Raw genomic sequence first — 14,396 nt, forward strand, 5'->3', positions numbered from 1 at the left:
CAGTCCGATGTGTCGGGCCGATGTGTCGAGCTGATGTATCGAGTCGATACATCACGACGATAGAACGGCCTTCCGGATGCGACAAGAGGGGGGTGGGTGAACGGGATCACATCACCGATTCGTCCGACGCGACTTGCCTGATTTGAGGTGAACTTCGGGGCTCGGCAGGTTTTGGTGGTGCGTAGTCTGTGCGCCATGCACATCACCGGGAACCGAGTGACGCCTGAGAGCGTCGTCGTCTGCGGTGTAGTACGGGTGCATGCGGGACCGATGAATGCGGAGCCGACCGCATCCGTACTTCGGGGGGACCGGAAACCAGCCGCCGTTTCCAGGCGCGCAAGGGTGCGCCTGCCCGAGGAGTAGTCGTTCGATGAGCGAGCACCGTCGCAAACCGCCGCAGCCGCAGGGAGGCGGACGTGCCGCGGCCCGACGCGGCCAGTCCGGCTCGTCTTCCGGCCGCCGCGCGGCACCGCGAGGCGCCACCGGGTCTCCGTCCGACTCCTATGGGTCGGACTCCTACGACTCGGGGGGTGAGGAGCGTCAGTACGGCGGCCGTGCCGAGGCCCGTCGTGCGGCGCAGAGAAGTACGGGTGGCAGCCGTCGCAGAGCGGCCGAACCGGCCCGTGGCGGCCGGCGCGCCGCTCCCGGTGGCCCGAATGGGCCCGGGCGGGGCAGAGGACGCGTGGCCGCCGTTCCCGACAAGAAGCGGCTGATCGACTATCCGCGCGCCGGCAAGTACGGCTGGCAGCGCTGGATGCCGTCCTGGAAGCTCGTGTCCGGACTGTGCATCGCCTTCTTCGGCAGTCTGGTGGCCGTGGCGGGCATCGGATACGCCATGGTGGGGGTCCCCAACGAGGAGAACGCTGCGGCGCGGTCGCAGAACAACGTCTACTACTGGGCCGACGGCAGCCAGATGGTCGCGGCGGGCAGTGGTCAGAACCGGCAGAACGTCCCACTCGCGAAAATCCCCAAGGCCATGCGGTGGGCGGTGATCTCGGCCGAGAACAAGAGCTTCTACGACGACTCCGGTGTCGACCCCATGGGTATCGCCCGTGCCCTGGCGAACATGGCCCGGGGCGGTGACACGCAGGGTGGTTCGACGATCACCCAGCAATTCGTCAAGAACACCTACCTGAGCCAGGAACAGACGGTCAGCCGTAAGTTCAAGGAGATGTTCATCTCGATCAAGGTGGGCACGAAGCTCTCCAAGGACGACATCCTCCAGGGGTACCTGAACACCTCGTACTACGGCCGTGGTGCTTACGGCATTCAGGCCGCCGCCCAGGCCTACTACGGCAAGGAGGCGGATGACCTCGACGCGAGCGAGTGCGCTTTCCTCGCCGCTCTTCTGAAGGGCCCGACGTACTACGACCCCGCGGGCAACGAGGGCATCGACGAGAACGCGAGCAAGGACAAGAACACCAAGCGGTCCAAGGACCGGTGGGCCTGGATCCTCGAGCAGATGCACAACGACAAGAGGATCACGGACAAGGAGTACCAGGACGCGATCAAGAAGTACCCCATGCCTGACGAGCGAAAGGCGTCGAAGGGCATGACCGGTCAGATCGGCTACCTGGCGGACACGGCCAAGAAGTACGTCCTGAACCACTCGAACATCTCCGAGAAGCAGTTCGACCTGGGCGGCTACCAGATCAAGACGACCTTCGACAAGGAGAAGGTCGAGGCGCTGGCGAAGGCCGTCAAGAAGGTCGAGAAGGAGAAGCTCGACCCGGAGAACCGCGAGCTGGACAAGCACGTCCAGTTCGGTGCGGCATCGGTGAAGCCCAATGACGGCGCGATCGTCGCGCTCTACGGCGGTGCCGGTTACGAGAACGGCCACTTCAACAACAACGCGGACACCTCGGGTGTCCCCGTCGGTTCGACGTGGAAGCCGTTCGTGCTCGCGGCGGCGATGGAGCACGGCACTTACAAGAGCGACGGAGTCGGTGTGTCGCCGCTGAGCAAGTACAACGGCAACGACCATCTCAAGGTCAGGAAGAACGACGGAAGCTACGTCCTGAAGAAGGACAACACGCCCTTCTTCCAGGAGAACGAGAGTGACTACCCCTGGGGCTACATCTCCTTGCGTAAGGCGATGGAGCAGTCCGTCAACACGCCGTTTGTGCAGCTCGGCATGGATGTGGGGATGAAGAACGTGGCCGACGTGGCCGAGAAGGCCGGGATCCTGGACAGCAGCTTCGCTGGTCTCAACGCTTCGTTCGCGCTGGGTACGTCGACTCCCAGTGCGATCCGTATGGCCGACGCTTACGCGACGTTCGCTGCGGCGGGCAAGCAGGCCGCTCCGTACTCGGTGACGAGCGTCAAGTCCAACGGCCGGGAGGTCGAGGGCTTCGATCCGCCCAGGGTCACGCGGGCGATGCCCGAGCAGGTGGCCAACAACGTCACGAACGTTCTGGAGAACGTCATTCAGAACGGTACGGGCAAGAAGGCGCTCTCCCTCGGCCGCACGGCGGCGGGCAAGACCGGTACCACCGACGAGAACAAGTCGGCCTGGTTCGTCGGCTACACCCAGCAGCTGTCGACCTCGGTCGCGATGTTCCGTGAGGACCCCAAGAGCGCCAAGCTGCTCTCCATGAACGGCACCGCGGGTGAGAAGTCCATCCACGGTGGTGACGTCCCCACGTTGGTGTGGACCGAGTACATGAAGGCCGCGCTGAAGGGCGAGAACGATCCCGGCTTCCCGGAGGCCGAGAAGATCGGTGAGATCCAGGACGAGGTGGGCGCCCCGACGCCGACCCCGACGCCCAGTGTGGAGCCCAGCGAGACCGTGACCGAGTCGCCGAGCCCCACGCCGACCGAGAGCTCGTCTCCGTCGCCGTCGCCGAGCGACACCTGCGGGTTCTTCGGCTGTGAGGACAACGGTGGCGCGCAGAACGGCGGCACCGACAATGGAGGCACGGACGGAGGGGTCTCCCCCGAGCCCACGCCGACCGATACGAACCTGGATGGCGGCAACAGCAGGGGCAACGGCAACGGAGGCATCTTCGGAGGCCCTGAGGGATAGCCGACAGATCGCCCGGCTTGGGTGTTTCACGTGAAACGCGAGGGTGTTTCACGTGAAACAAGGGCCGCCGTCCCTTCGGGGTACGGCGGCCCTCGGCGTATTCCTAGGCACGTACGGCAGGATGTGCGGCATGCCCAGTGCAGAATCGACGCAAGCGAGCGTCCATGAGCGGGAGCCGGTGCGGCCGACCAAGGAGGACGAGGTCGCCGCGGCCGGCAGCGAGCTGATCGGCGGCCCGCTCGGGCGGCGTGCCCTGCTCGGGTCGTCCTGGTGGACGCCCGTGCGGGTGATCGCGTTGGTGGCGATCGGCATGTTCGCCCTCGGCCTGGTCCAGAAGGCGCCCTGCTACAACGGCGCCTGGTTCTTCGGCGCCAGCTCCCAGTACACGCACGCGTGCTACTCGGACATCCCGCATCTCTACCAGGGGCGCGGCTTCGCCGACGGGCTCGTGCCGTACTTCGACCGTCTTCCCGGCGACATGCAGTACCTGGAGTACCCGGTGCTCACCGGCGTCTTCATGGAGGTCGCCTCCTGGCTCACGCCCGGCAGCGGCGCCATTCAGGACCAGGAGCAGTGGTACTGGATGGTCAACGCCGGAATGCTCATGGTGTGCGCTTCCGTCATCGCCGTCTGCGTGGCCCGCACCCACGCCCGGCGCCCCTGGGACGGCCTGCTCGTCGCCCTGGCGCCCGCCGCCGCGTTGACGGCGACCATCAACTGGGACCTCCTCGCGGTCGCCCTGACGGCCGCGGCGATGCTGATGTGGTCACGTGGCCGCTCCCTCGCCTTCGGCGTCCTGCTGGGGCTCGCCACGGCCGCCAAGCTCTATCCGTTCCTGCTTCTCGGGCCACTGATGGTGTTGTGCTGGCGCGCGGGCAGGTGGCGCGAGTTCGGGACGGCTCTGGGGGGCGCGATCGTCGCCTGGGTCGTCGTGAACGGGCCGGTGATGCTTTTCGCGTTCGAGGGCTGGTCGAAGTTCTACACGTTCAGCCAGGAAAGGGGCGTCGACTTCGGCTCCTTCTGGCTGATCATGGCCCAGAACTCCGACGACCCGCTCAGCACCGAGACCGTCAACACCCTGGCGACGCTGCTGATGCTGGTGTGCTGTGCGGCCGTCGCGGCCCTCGCACTGACCGCCCCGCGCCGCCCGCGGTTCGCGCAGCTCGCCTTCCTGATCGTCGCGGCGTTCATCCTCACCAACAAGGTCTACTCGCCGCAGTACGTCCTGTGGCTGGTGCCGCTGGCCGCTCTCGCCCGTCCGAAGTGGCGGGACTTCCTGATCTGGCAGGCCTGCGAGGTGGCGTACTTCCTGGGGATCTGGCTGTACCTCGCGTACACGACCAGCGGAGAGGCTCACAAGGGTCTGCCCACCGACGGCTACCACTGGGCCATCGGCCTGCATCTGCTGGGGACGCTGTACCTGTGTGTGATGGTCGTGCGCGACATCTTCATGCCGGAGCGGGATCCGGTGCGCCGGTCCGGTGACGACGATCCCTCGGGCGGAGTCCTCGACGGCGCCGAGGACGTTTTCGTCCTCGGTCCAGCGGCCCGCCCACGGCACCAGGAGACTGCCCGGCTCGACGCGACACCGGTCGAGTGGGGAAGGCCGGGCGCTACGGGCGGTTCGCTCTGAGCGAACGGCGCGAGACGCCGTAGCCGGGAAGGCTCAGCGCGAGGCCGTAGCCGGGGACGCCGAAGGCCGTACACGGGAAACCGTGTACGGCCTTCTTGCTGCACTGCGAGGGACGGTGCGCCCGACGGTCAGCGATCCACGATCCGGTCGAACTGCGTGGTGGTGTGCCGCAGATGGGCCACCAACTCTTCGCCGACCTTCGGCTCGGGCGCATCCGCCGGGACGAACAGGATCGAGACCTGCATGTGCGGCGGCTCGGCGAACCAGCGCTGCTTGCCGCCCCAGACGAACGGAGAAAGGTTCCGGTTCACCGTCGCGAGGCCGGCGCGGGCGACTCCCTTGGCGCGCGGCATGACGCCGTGCAGGGCCTTGGGGGCCTCCAGGCCGACTCCGTGTGACGTGCCGCCCGCCACGACCACCAGGAAGCCGTCGGAGGCCGCCTTCTGCTGCCGGTAGCCGAAACGGTCACCCTTGGCGACGCGCGTGACGTCCAGGACCGCGCCGCGGTACTCGGTGGCGTCATGGTCCCCCAGCCACAGCCGTGTGCCGATGCGGGCCCGGAAGCGGGTCTGCGGGAACTGCTGCTGGAGCCGGGCGAGGTCCTCGGCCTTGAGGTGGCTGACGAACATGGTGTGCAGGGGCAGCCGTGCGGCACGCAGCCGGTCCATCCAGCCGATGACCTCCTCGACGGCGTCCGAGCCGTCGGTGCGGTCCAGCGGGAGGTGGATGGCGAAGCCCTCCAGGCGGACGTTCTCGATGGCGGCGTGCAGCTGCGCCAGGTCCTGCTCGCTGATGCCGTGCCGCTTCATCGAGGACATCACCTCGATCACCACGCGGGCGCCGACCAGGCCGTAGACACCGTCTATCGACGAGACGGAGCGGATGACCCGGTCCGGCAGCGGCACCGGCTCCTCGCCCCGCCGGTACGGCGTCAGCACCAGCAGGTCCCCGCCGAACCAGTCCTTGATGCGGGCGGCCTCGTACGTCGTGCCGACGGCCAGGACGTCCGAACCCAGCCGCGTGGCCTCCTCCGCCAGCCGCTCGTGCCCGAAGCCGTAGCCGTTGCCCTTGCAGACCGGTACGAGGCCCGGGAACTGTTCCTGCACGTGCTTGTGGTGCGCACGCCAGCGCGCGGTGTCGACGTAGAGCGTGAGCGCCATGGCCGGACCTGGAACCTTTCTCGTGGTGCCGTGTATCGGCGGTTTCCGTGTGTCAGAGGTATAGAAGCACTGAACAGGACATCAGCGGCGCGACATGTAGATGTCGAGCGCCTTGTGCAGCAGCTTGTTCAGCGGGAAGTCCCACTCGCCGAGGTACTCGGCCGCCTGGCCGCCGGTACCCACCTTGAACTGGATCAGACCGAAGAGGTGGTCGGTCTCGTCCAGCGAGTCGGAGATACCGCGCAGGTCGTAGACGGTGGCGCCGAGCGCGTAGGCGTCGCGCAGCATCCGCCACTGCATCGCGTTCGAGGGCCGGACCTCACGTCCGATGTTGTCGGAGGCGCCGTAGGAGTACCAGACGTGCCCGCCGACGATCAGCATCGTCGCCGCCGACAGGTTCACACCGTTGTGACGGGCGAAGTACAGCCGCATGCGGTTGGGGTCCTCGGTGTTGAGGGCCGTCCACATGCGCTGGAAGTACGACAGGGGGCGCGGCCGGAAGTGGTCGCGCACGGCGGTGATCTCGTACAGCCGCTGCCATTCCTCGAGGTCCTGGTAGCCACCCTGGACGACCTCGACGCCGGCCTTCTCGGCCTTCTTGATGTTGCGGCGCCACAGCTGGTTGAAGTTCTTGTGGACCTCTTCCAGGGAGCGGTTCGCCAAGGGCACCTGGTACACGTAGCGGGGCTGGACGTCACCGAAGCCGGCGCCGCCGTCCTCACCCTGCTGCCAGCCCATGCGGCGCAGCTTGTCGGCCACCTCGAAGGCGCGCGGCTCGATGTGGTCGGCCTCGATGTCGCGCAGGCGCTTGACGTCCGGGTTCTGGATGCCCTGCTTGATCGAGGGGGCCTCCCAGCGCCGGATGATCACCGGCGGGCCCATCTTCACGGAGAACGCGCCCTGCTGCTTCAGGTGCGCCAGCATCGGTTCGAGCCATTCCTGCAGATTCGGCGCGAACCAGTTGATGACCGGACCCTCGGGCAGGTAGGCGAGGTAGCGCTTGATCTTGGGAAGCTGCCGGTAGAGGACCAGACCGGCACCGACCATCTCGCCGGTGCGGTCGTCGAACCAGCCGAGGTTCTCGGAGCGCCACTCCGCCTTGACGTCAGCCCAGGCCGGGACCTGCATGTGGCTCGCCGACGGCAGGCTCTGGATGTAGGCCAGATGCTGCTCGCGACTGATGGTCCTCAGGGTCAGGCTCATTTAGGGGCGCTCCTCGGGCTGGTGTGTCCCCATGGGTACAGGGGCTCCGGCTCTCGCGCGAAGCCTACTGCGCCTTGGGAGCGCGCCGGTTGGGCGTACGGGACCTTCGCCCCGGCCCGAGGCCGGCCGGGGCGTGACCCGGTGTTCAGATGAGGAGGTGTCCCGGCCTCAGCCGATGAGGCCGCCGTGCGCCATGCCCAGGAAGAACCCGACGCCCGATGCGCCCAGGCCCAGGATGAGACCGAAGCGCTCCCGGGTCGTCTCCGAGATCCACTGGCCGTACGCACCCGTGAGGATGCCCACGAGACCGGCCCATGAGCTGAGCAGATGCAGGTCCTCGTCGATGATCGCCGTGAGGAACGACATGAGGCCCAGCACCAGGGTCACCGCGAGCAGGGCGTCCTGGAGGGGGTGGGGCTTGCCGTCCGTGGCGAAGAGGCCGCCGGCGGTGTTGGGTCGCAATGCCTGTGCCATAGGGCACCTCCTGCGAAGTCGGCGCATCGTAGCGCCATACACACCCGATGTGTACAGATTGGCTGCCCTGACGGCCGGATTTCAACCGCACGCCGCTGTGCGGGTACTCTGTACCGTCCGCACCGGTGTCTGCCCACGTCATGGCGGGGGCTTCTCGTCAGAAGCCCGACTGTCAGTGGTGGCCGATACCGTTGCTACGCATCACAACCCTCCTGCCACGGAACGACCGTGGCCGCTGAGTCCAAAGGAGGTGGGTTCCACATGCGTCACTACGAGGTGATGGTCATCCTCGACCCCGAGGTCGAGGAGCGCGCTGTCTCTCCGCTGATCGAGAACTTCCTTTCTGTCGTCCGTGACGGCGGCGGAAAGGTCGAGAAGGTCGACACCTGGGGCCGTCGTCGTCTCGCGTACGAGATCAAGAAGAAGCCCGAGGGCATCTACTCGGTCATCGACCTGCAGGCCGAGCCTGCGGTCGTCAAGGAGCTCGACCGCCAGATGAACCTGAACGAGTCGGTCCTCCGGACCAAGGTCCTCCGTCCCGAGACCCACTGAGCTTTCCAGCTCAGCTGATTCCGGGATTCGAGTAGCAAGCAGCCAGAGCAAACCCGCCGAGAGGTTCCCCCATGGCAGGCGAGACCGTCATCACGGTTGTCGGCAATCTTGTCGACGACCCCGAGCTGCGCTTCACCCCCTCCGGTGCGGCGGTCGCGAAGTTCCGTGTCGCGTCCACCCCCCGCACCTTCGACCGTCAGACGAACGAGTGGAAGGACGGCGAGAGCCTCTTCCTGACCTGCTCGGTCTGGCGTCAGGCGGCGGAGAACGTCGCCGAGTCGCTCCAGCGAGGCATGCGCGTCATCGTGCAGGGCCGGCTGAAGCAGCGGTCCTACGAGGACCGTGAGGGTGTCAAGCGCACGGTCTACGAGCTGGACGTCGAGGAAGTCGGCGCCAGCCTGCGCAACGCCACGGCCAAGGTCACCAAGACCAGCGGTCGCGGTGGACAGGGTGGCCAGGGTGGCTACGGCGGTGGTGGCGGCGCCCAGGGTGGCGGCGGCTGGGGCGGCGGCCCCGGTGGCGGCCAGCAGGGTGGCGGCGCTCCCGCCGACGACCCGTGGGCGACCGGTGCTCCCGCCGGTGGCAACCAGGGCGGTGGCGGCGGCTGGGGTGGAAACTCCGGCGGCGGCCAGGGTGGCGGCTACTCGGACGAGCCCCCCTTCTAGGGGTGGGTTCGCACTCACACTTCTTGATCACACAGGAGAAACACCATGGCTAAGCCGCCTGTGCGCAAGCCGAAGAAGAAGGTCTGCGCATTCTGCAAGGACAAGGTCACGTACGTGGACTACAAGGACACGAACATGCTGCGGAAGTTCATTTCCGACCGCGGCAAGATCCGTGCCCGCCGCGTGACCGGCAACTGCACGCAGCACCAGCGTGACGTCGCCACGGCCGTGAAGAACAGCCGTGAGATGGCGCTGCTGCCCTACACCTCCACCGCGCGATAAGGGAAGGGTGACCGACTCATGAAGATCATCCTCACCCACGAGGTCTCCGGCCTCGGTGCCGCGGGCGACGTCGTCGACGTCAAGGACGGTTACGCTCGCAACTACCTGATCCCGCGGAAGTTCGCTATCCGCTGGACCAAGGGTGGCGAGAAGGACGTCGAGCAGATCCGTCGTGCTCGCAAGATTCACGAGATCCAGACCATCGAGCAGGCCAACGCTGTGAAGGCCCAGCTCGAGGGTGTCAAGGTCCGTCTGGCCGTGCGCTCCGGCGACGCCGGTCGTCTCTTCGGTTCCGTCACCCCGGCCGACATCGCTTCCGCGATCAAGGCTTCCGGTGGCCCCGAGGTCGACAAGCGCCGCATCGAGCTCGGCTCGCCGATCAAGACGCTGGGCGCTCACGAGACGTCCGTGCGTCTGCACCCCGAGGTTGCCGCCAAGGTCAACATCGAGGTCGTCTCGGCCTGAGTGCCGCGCTGAAGCAGTAAGCGATGGGGCCGCACCCTCAGGGGTGCGGCCCCATTCGTGTCTGCTGGGCACCGGCTCGTCGGTCGGCCCCATGTTTCACGTGAAACACCGCGTTCTGTGGAGCACTGCCTGTTTCACGTGAAACAGCCAGCGTTTCAGGTGAAACGGTCAGCGAGTCGCGCCCGTCACGATCCACCGGCCCGAGCGGGTGCGGAGCGACAGGGTCAGCATCCGCACCGTCATCATCAGCGTCATCGTGGCCCAGAGGGCCGTGAGCCCACCGCCCAGTACCGGGACCAGAAGAGCGGCCGGCGTGAACACCGCCAGGGTGAGCAGCATCGCCCAGGCGAGGTAGGGGCCGTCGCCGGCGCCCATCAGTACACCGTCCAGGACAAAGACGATGCCGGAGATCGGCTGGGAAAGGGCGACGATGATCAGGGCGGGCAGCGCCACGTCCTTGACGGCCGCGTCGCTGGTGAACAAGGGCAAAAACGCCGGTCGGGTGAGAACCACCATGACGCCGAGGACGACGCCGACGGCGATACCCCACTCCACCATGCGGCGACATGCTTCTCGTGCGCCCTGGGTGTCACCGGCTCCGAGGTAGCGCCCGATGATGGCCTGCCCCGCAATGGCGATGGCGTCGAGGGCGAAGGCCAGCAGGGTCCACAGCGAGAGGATGATCTGGTGGGCGGCGATGTCGGCATCCCCGAGACGGGCGGCGACCGCCGTGGCGATCATCAGGACCGCCCGCAGCGAGAGGGTGCGCACCAGCAGGGGGACACCGGCTTGTGCGGAGGCTCTGATCCCGGCGGCATCCGGGCGCAGTGAGGCCCCGTGCTTGCGTGCACCTCTCAGAACCACCACGAGGTAGACCGCGGCCATGCCGCACTGAGCGATGACGGTGCCCCACGCGGAACCGGCGATCCCCAGATCGGCACCGTAGACGAGACCGGCATTGAGGGCACCGTTGGCGACGAAGCCCGCGATGGCTACATAGAGCGGGGTTCTTGTGTCCTGCAGCCCGCGCAGGACACCCGTTGCGGCCAGGACGACGAGCATGGCCGGTATGCCGAGCACGGAGATGCGCAGATATGTGATCGCGTAGGGGGTTGCCGCGTCCGAAGCGCCGAAGAGGTCGACGAGGTGGGGTGCCGTGGGCAGCGCGGCGGCGATGACGGCAGCGCCGAGGATCAGAGCCAACCAGATGCCGTCCATGCCTTGTCGGATGGCGGCTTGAAGGTCGCCCGCACCGACACGACGGGCCACCGCGGCGGTTGTGGCGTAGGCCAGGAAGACGAAGACGCTGACGGCAGTCATCAGCAGGGCCGAGGCGATGCCGAGACCGGCGAGTTGTGCCGTGCCCAGATGGCCCACGATGGCGGTGTCGGCCATGAGAAAGAGGGGCTCGGCGACGAGGGCACCGAAGGCAGGCACGGCCAGCGCGATGATCTCTCGATCGTGCTGTCTCCGGCCGGAGGGGTGGCGCGCGGGGGCCTGTGTCATGTGCACCAATCTAATCGTCCACAGGTAAGAGATGCAAAGGATTTGAGACCCTTACTTTTCGTCTCGGTGTGCGCACTGCTGTGTACTGTTCGAGGTGATCTTGAGCCGGTTGGGAAAGTTTTTCTTCTGCACAGCCCGTGGACGGCAAAGGTGCAGGTCAGTGGGCTTGGTCTAGTGAGAGTCGCGGCTTGTTCACAGGCCTGTCCACCGGGTCGTGCACAGGTTTCGCGGAGTTCTCCACAGCATCTGGGCCGTCGTCCACATGGCCTGTGGATAACCAGATTGGCTGACGGTGCCGACAGGCCTACGGTAGTCCGGCGCCCGCTCCGTCCGCCGGTTTCCAAAACGCCATAAAACCGGCGCGTGCCAAACGGAGTTGGGCCTCTTATTTGTCAGTGCCGTGCCGTAGAAAAGAGGGGCACGGCTAGGTCTGCTTCGGCGGACGGGAGGAGGTGGCTCGGTGAGCATTTCCGAGCCCTTGGACGACCCGTGGGCCGACAGCGGTCCCAGCGATCGTCTGCCCGCTTCCCGCCGACGTGGTGACGGAGCCCGGGGCCGCGACGAACAGCACGAGCGGGGCAGGGACAACGGGGCGTGGGACGGTGGATCGCCCCCGTCGTTCGAGCGGGTACCGCCGCAGGACATCGACGCCGAGCAGTCCGTCCTCGGCGGCATGCTCCTGTCCAAGGACGCCATCGCCGACGTCGTCGAGATCCTCAAGGGCCACGACTTCTACAAGCCGGCCCACGAGACCATCTACCAGGCCGTCCTCGACGTCTATGCCAAGGGCGAGCCGGCCGACCCCATCACGATCGCCGCCGAGCTGACCAAGCGTGGCGAGATCAACAAGGTCGGCGGGGCCTCGTATCTGCACACCCTCGTCCAGACGGTGCCCACGGCGGCCAACGCGGCGTACTACGCGGAGATCGTGCACGAGCGAGCCGTCCTGCGCCGCCTGGTCGAGGCCGGTACGCGCATCACGCAGATGGGATACGCGGCCGACGACGACGTCGACGAGATCGTCAACCGCGCCCAGGCGGAGGTCTACGCGGTCACCGAGCAGCGCACGAGTGAGGACTACCTCCCGCTCGGCGACATCATGGAGGGCGCGCTCGACGAGATCGAGGCGATCGGCTCGCGCAGCGGCGAGATGACCGGTGTGCCGACCGGGTTCACGGACTTCGACTCGCTCACCAACGGTCTGCACCCGGGGCAGATGATCGTCATCGCCGCCCGTCCCGCCATGGGTAAGTCGACGCTGGCCCTGGACTTCGCCCGGGCCGCGTCGATCAAGCACAACCTGCCGAGCGTCATCTTCTCCCTGGAGATGGGGCGTAACGAGATCGCGATGCGCCTGCTGTCCGCGGAGGCCCGCGTGGCCCTTCACCACATGCGGTCCGGCACCATGACGGACGAGGACTGGACGCGTCTGGCGCGCCGCATGCCCGAGGTCTCGTCCGCACCGCTCTACATCGACGACTCCCCGAACCTGTCGATGATGGAGATTCGCGCGAAGTGCCGTCGGCTGAAGCAGCGCAACGACATCAGGCTCGTGATCATCGACTATCTGCAACTGATGCAGGCCGGGGGCTCCAAGCGCTCCGAGAGCCGTCAGCAGGAAGTCTCGGACATGTCCCGGAACCTCAAGCTCCTGGCCAAGGAGCTGGAGGTTCCGGTGATCGCGCTCTCCCAGCTCAACCGTGGCCCCGAGCAGCGCACGGACAAGAAGCCGATGGTGTCCGACCTGCGTGAGTCGGGTTCCATCGAGCAGGACGCCGACATGGTGATCCTTCTGCACCGCGAGGACGCGTACGAGAAGGAGTCGCCGCGGGCGGGCGAGGCGGACATCATCGTGGGCAAGCACCGAAACGGCCCGACGGCGACGATCACGGTCGCCTTCCAGGGGCACTACTCACGGTTCGTGGACATGGCACAGACCTGATCCGACCAGGTCTCACAGGCCCCGCCCCAATGTGCTCGACGCGGGGCTGCCCGGCCGGGTGGACTGGGCCCATGACGACATCTCAGGGAGAGTTGCTTCCCGGAACCCGTCGCGCTCTGTTGCACCGGATCGCCGTCGCGCAGGCCGAGGGGCGGGCTCCGTCGCTCGTCGCGGCCGTCGTGCGGGACGGTACGACGGTGTGGACGGGCGCACGGACCTCGGTGGAGGGGCATGCGCCGGACGAGAACGTGCAGTACCGGATCGGTTCGATCACCAAGACCTTCACGGCGGTTCTCGTACTCCGGCTGCGCGACGAGGGCGCTCTGGATCTGGGCGATCCGCTGGAGAAGCATCTGCCGGGCACCGGCGTGGGGGAGGCGACCGTCGCCGAACTCCTCGCGCACACAGGGGGCTTGGCAGCCGAGACACCGGGCCCGTGGTGGGAGCGAAGCCCCGGATCCCTGCGGCCCGAGCTGGCCGACGTACTGGGTGATCGACCCCGTCTGGCCCCGCCCGGCCGCCGGTTCCACTACTCGAATCCGGGCTACGCCCTGCTCGGCGCGCTCATCGAGAAGCTCCGCGGGGCTTCCTGGGAGGACGTCCTTCGGCGTGAAGTGCTCGAACCTCTGGGACTGCATCGCACGAGCGTGCGGCCGCAGGCGCCCCACGCGGGTGGCTGGGCCGTGCATCCCTGGGCCGACGTGATGCTGCCCGAGCCCACCGAGGATCTGGGGCGCATGGCACCGGCCGGTCAACTCTGGTCGACGACCGGTGACTTGGCGCGGTTCGCCTCCTTCCTGCTCAACGGCGACGAGCGGGTGCTGAGCGCCGGGTCACTGAGGGAGATGAGGACGCCGGCCGCCCCTCACGAGGCGGCGGACGTGGCGAGTGGTTACGCCTACTGCCTGGGCATGGAGATCCGGCGCCGGAACGGGCGGTCTCTTGTCGGCCACACCGGGTCGCTGCCCGGCTTCCTCGCGTGCCTCATGATCAGTGTCGAGGACGATGTGGCGGCGATCGCCCTGGCCAACTCCACGTCAGGACCGCTGCTGTTCCCCGTCGCCGCCGACCTGGTCCGAATCGTCGTCGAGGCGGAGCCGCGTATCCCCGCGCCGTGGAAGCCGCTCCGTGATGTCGATCAGTCACTGCTGGAGCTGACGGGGCAGTGGTACTGGGGGACCCACGCATTCGCTCTGCGACTGACGGCCGACGGGCTCGTGTCGCTGGGGCCGTTGACCGGCGGAGGCCGTCGCTCTCGGTTCCGCGCGAACGGCGACGGCACCTGGACGGGACTGGAGGGCTACTACGCCGGCGAGCTTCTGAAGGCCGTACGGCGGCCGGACGGCTGCGTGAGCCACCTGGACCTCGGCTCGTTCGTGTTCACGCGTCAGCCGTACGACGAGGGCGCTCCTGTGCCGGGTGGTGTCGACCCCGAGGGATGGCGCGGGATCGGTTAGCGCGGTGGGACGCGTGGGCGTCCTGTTTCACG

12 protein-coding genes are annotated in these 14,396 nt (G+C 67.3%); 8 read left to right on the plus strand and 4 right to left on the minus strand.

Annotated features, from left to right (window positions below):
* Nucleotides 1-754: 754 nt before the first annotated feature.
* Nucleotides 755-3,025 carry a transglycosylase domain-containing protein gene (locus ACFY5B_RS02160; protein WP_389963683.1) on the plus strand — a complete coding sequence of 757 codons (2,271 nt, stop codon included), beginning with the start codon at nt 755-757 and terminating at the stop codon, nt 3,023-3,025.
* A gap of 121 nt (nt 3,026-3,146) precedes the next feature.
* Entirely contained in the window at nt 3,147-4,658 is a 1,512-nt protein-coding gene (locus ACFY5B_RS02165; RefSeq protein WP_389963686.1) for a glycosyltransferase family 87 protein, read from the plus strand.
* Between the two features lie 128 nt (nt 4,659-4,786).
* Here the strand turns inward: ACFY5B_RS02165 and ACFY5B_RS02170 are convergent, their stop codons facing one another.
* The 3 genes from ACFY5B_RS02170 to ACFY5B_RS02180 all read right to left on the minus strand — a co-directional run bounded on the left by ACFY5B_RS02170 (nt 4,787) and on the right by ACFY5B_RS02180 (nt 7,495).
* Nucleotides 4,787-5,818 (minus strand): alanine racemase, encoded by a 1,032-nt coding sequence (locus ACFY5B_RS02170; RefSeq protein WP_053670130.1) that lies wholly within the window; start codon nt 5,816-5,818, stop codon nt 4,787-4,789.
* Nucleotides 5,819-5,899: 81 nt separating this feature from the next.
* Nucleotides 5,900-7,021, minus strand: coding sequence for a peptidoglycan bridge formation glycyltransferase FemX (femX, locus tag ACFY5B_RS02175; protein WP_031137685.1), 1,122 nt, complete (start codon nt 7,019-7,021; stop codon nt 5,900-5,902).
* Between the two features lie 168 nt (nt 7,022-7,189).
* Nucleotides 7,190-7,495: a hypothetical protein gene (locus tag ACFY5B_RS02180; RefSeq protein ID WP_389963202.1), complete on the minus strand. Its 306-nt coding sequence runs from the start codon at nt 7,493-7,495 to the stop codon at nt 7,190-7,192.
* Between the two features lie 261 nt (nt 7,496-7,756).
* On the opposite strand from ACFY5B_RS02180, the gene rpsF reads away from it, so the two are divergent.
* The 4 genes from rpsF (at nt 7,757) to rplI (ending at nt 9,459) form a co-directional block, all read left to right on the plus strand.
* Nucleotides 7,757-8,047, plus strand: coding sequence for a 30S ribosomal protein S6 (gene rpsF, locus ACFY5B_RS02185; protein ID WP_030847098.1), 291 nt, complete (start codon nt 7,757-7,759; stop codon nt 8,045-8,047).
* 71 nt (nt 8,048-8,118) lie between these two features.
* Nucleotides 8,119-8,712 (plus strand): single-stranded DNA-binding protein, encoded by a 594-nt coding sequence (locus ACFY5B_RS02190; protein ID WP_344460605.1) that lies wholly within the window; start codon nt 8,119-8,121, stop codon nt 8,710-8,712.
* Nucleotides 8,713-8,757: 45 nt separating this feature from the next.
* Nucleotides 8,758-8,994 (plus strand): 30S ribosomal protein S18, encoded by a 237-nt coding sequence (rpsR, locus tag ACFY5B_RS02195; RefSeq protein ID WP_003949403.1) that lies wholly within the window; start codon nt 8,758-8,760, stop codon nt 8,992-8,994.
* 18 nt (nt 8,995-9,012) lie between these two features.
* On the plus strand, nt 9,013-9,459 hold the full coding sequence (gene rplI, locus ACFY5B_RS02200; RefSeq protein WP_389963205.1) for a 50S ribosomal protein L9: 447 nt from the start codon (nt 9,013-9,015) through the stop codon (nt 9,457-9,459).
* 168 nt (nt 9,460-9,627) lie between these two features.
* Here the strand turns inward: rplI and ACFY5B_RS02205 are convergent, their stop codons facing one another.
* Nucleotides 9,628-10,965, minus strand: a complete 1,338-nt coding sequence (locus ACFY5B_RS02205; RefSeq protein WP_389963208.1) for an MATE family efflux transporter — start codon at nt 10,963-10,965, stop codon at nt 9,628-9,630.
* A gap of 460 nt (nt 10,966-11,425) precedes the next feature.
* Between ACFY5B_RS02205 and dnaB the strand changes: the two genes are divergently transcribed.
* Nucleotides 11,426-12,907 carry a replicative DNA helicase gene (dnaB, locus tag ACFY5B_RS02210; protein ID WP_344460601.1) on the plus strand — a complete coding sequence of 494 codons (1,482 nt, stop codon included), beginning with the start codon at nt 11,426-11,428 and terminating at the stop codon, nt 12,905-12,907.
* A gap of 71 nt (nt 12,908-12,978) precedes the next feature.
* Nucleotides 12,979-14,364: a serine hydrolase domain-containing protein gene (locus tag ACFY5B_RS02215; protein ID WP_389963211.1), complete on the plus strand. Its 1,386-nt coding sequence runs from the start codon at nt 12,979-12,981 to the stop codon at nt 14,362-14,364.
* The last annotated feature ends 32 nt before the right edge of the window (nt 14,365-14,396 follow it).

The sequence above is a fragment of the Streptomyces sp. NPDC013187 genome (assembly GCF_042899705.1).
Taxonomy (GTDB): Bacteria; Actinomycetota; Actinomycetes; order Streptomycetales; family Streptomycetaceae; genus Streptomyces; species Streptomyces hawaiiensis_A.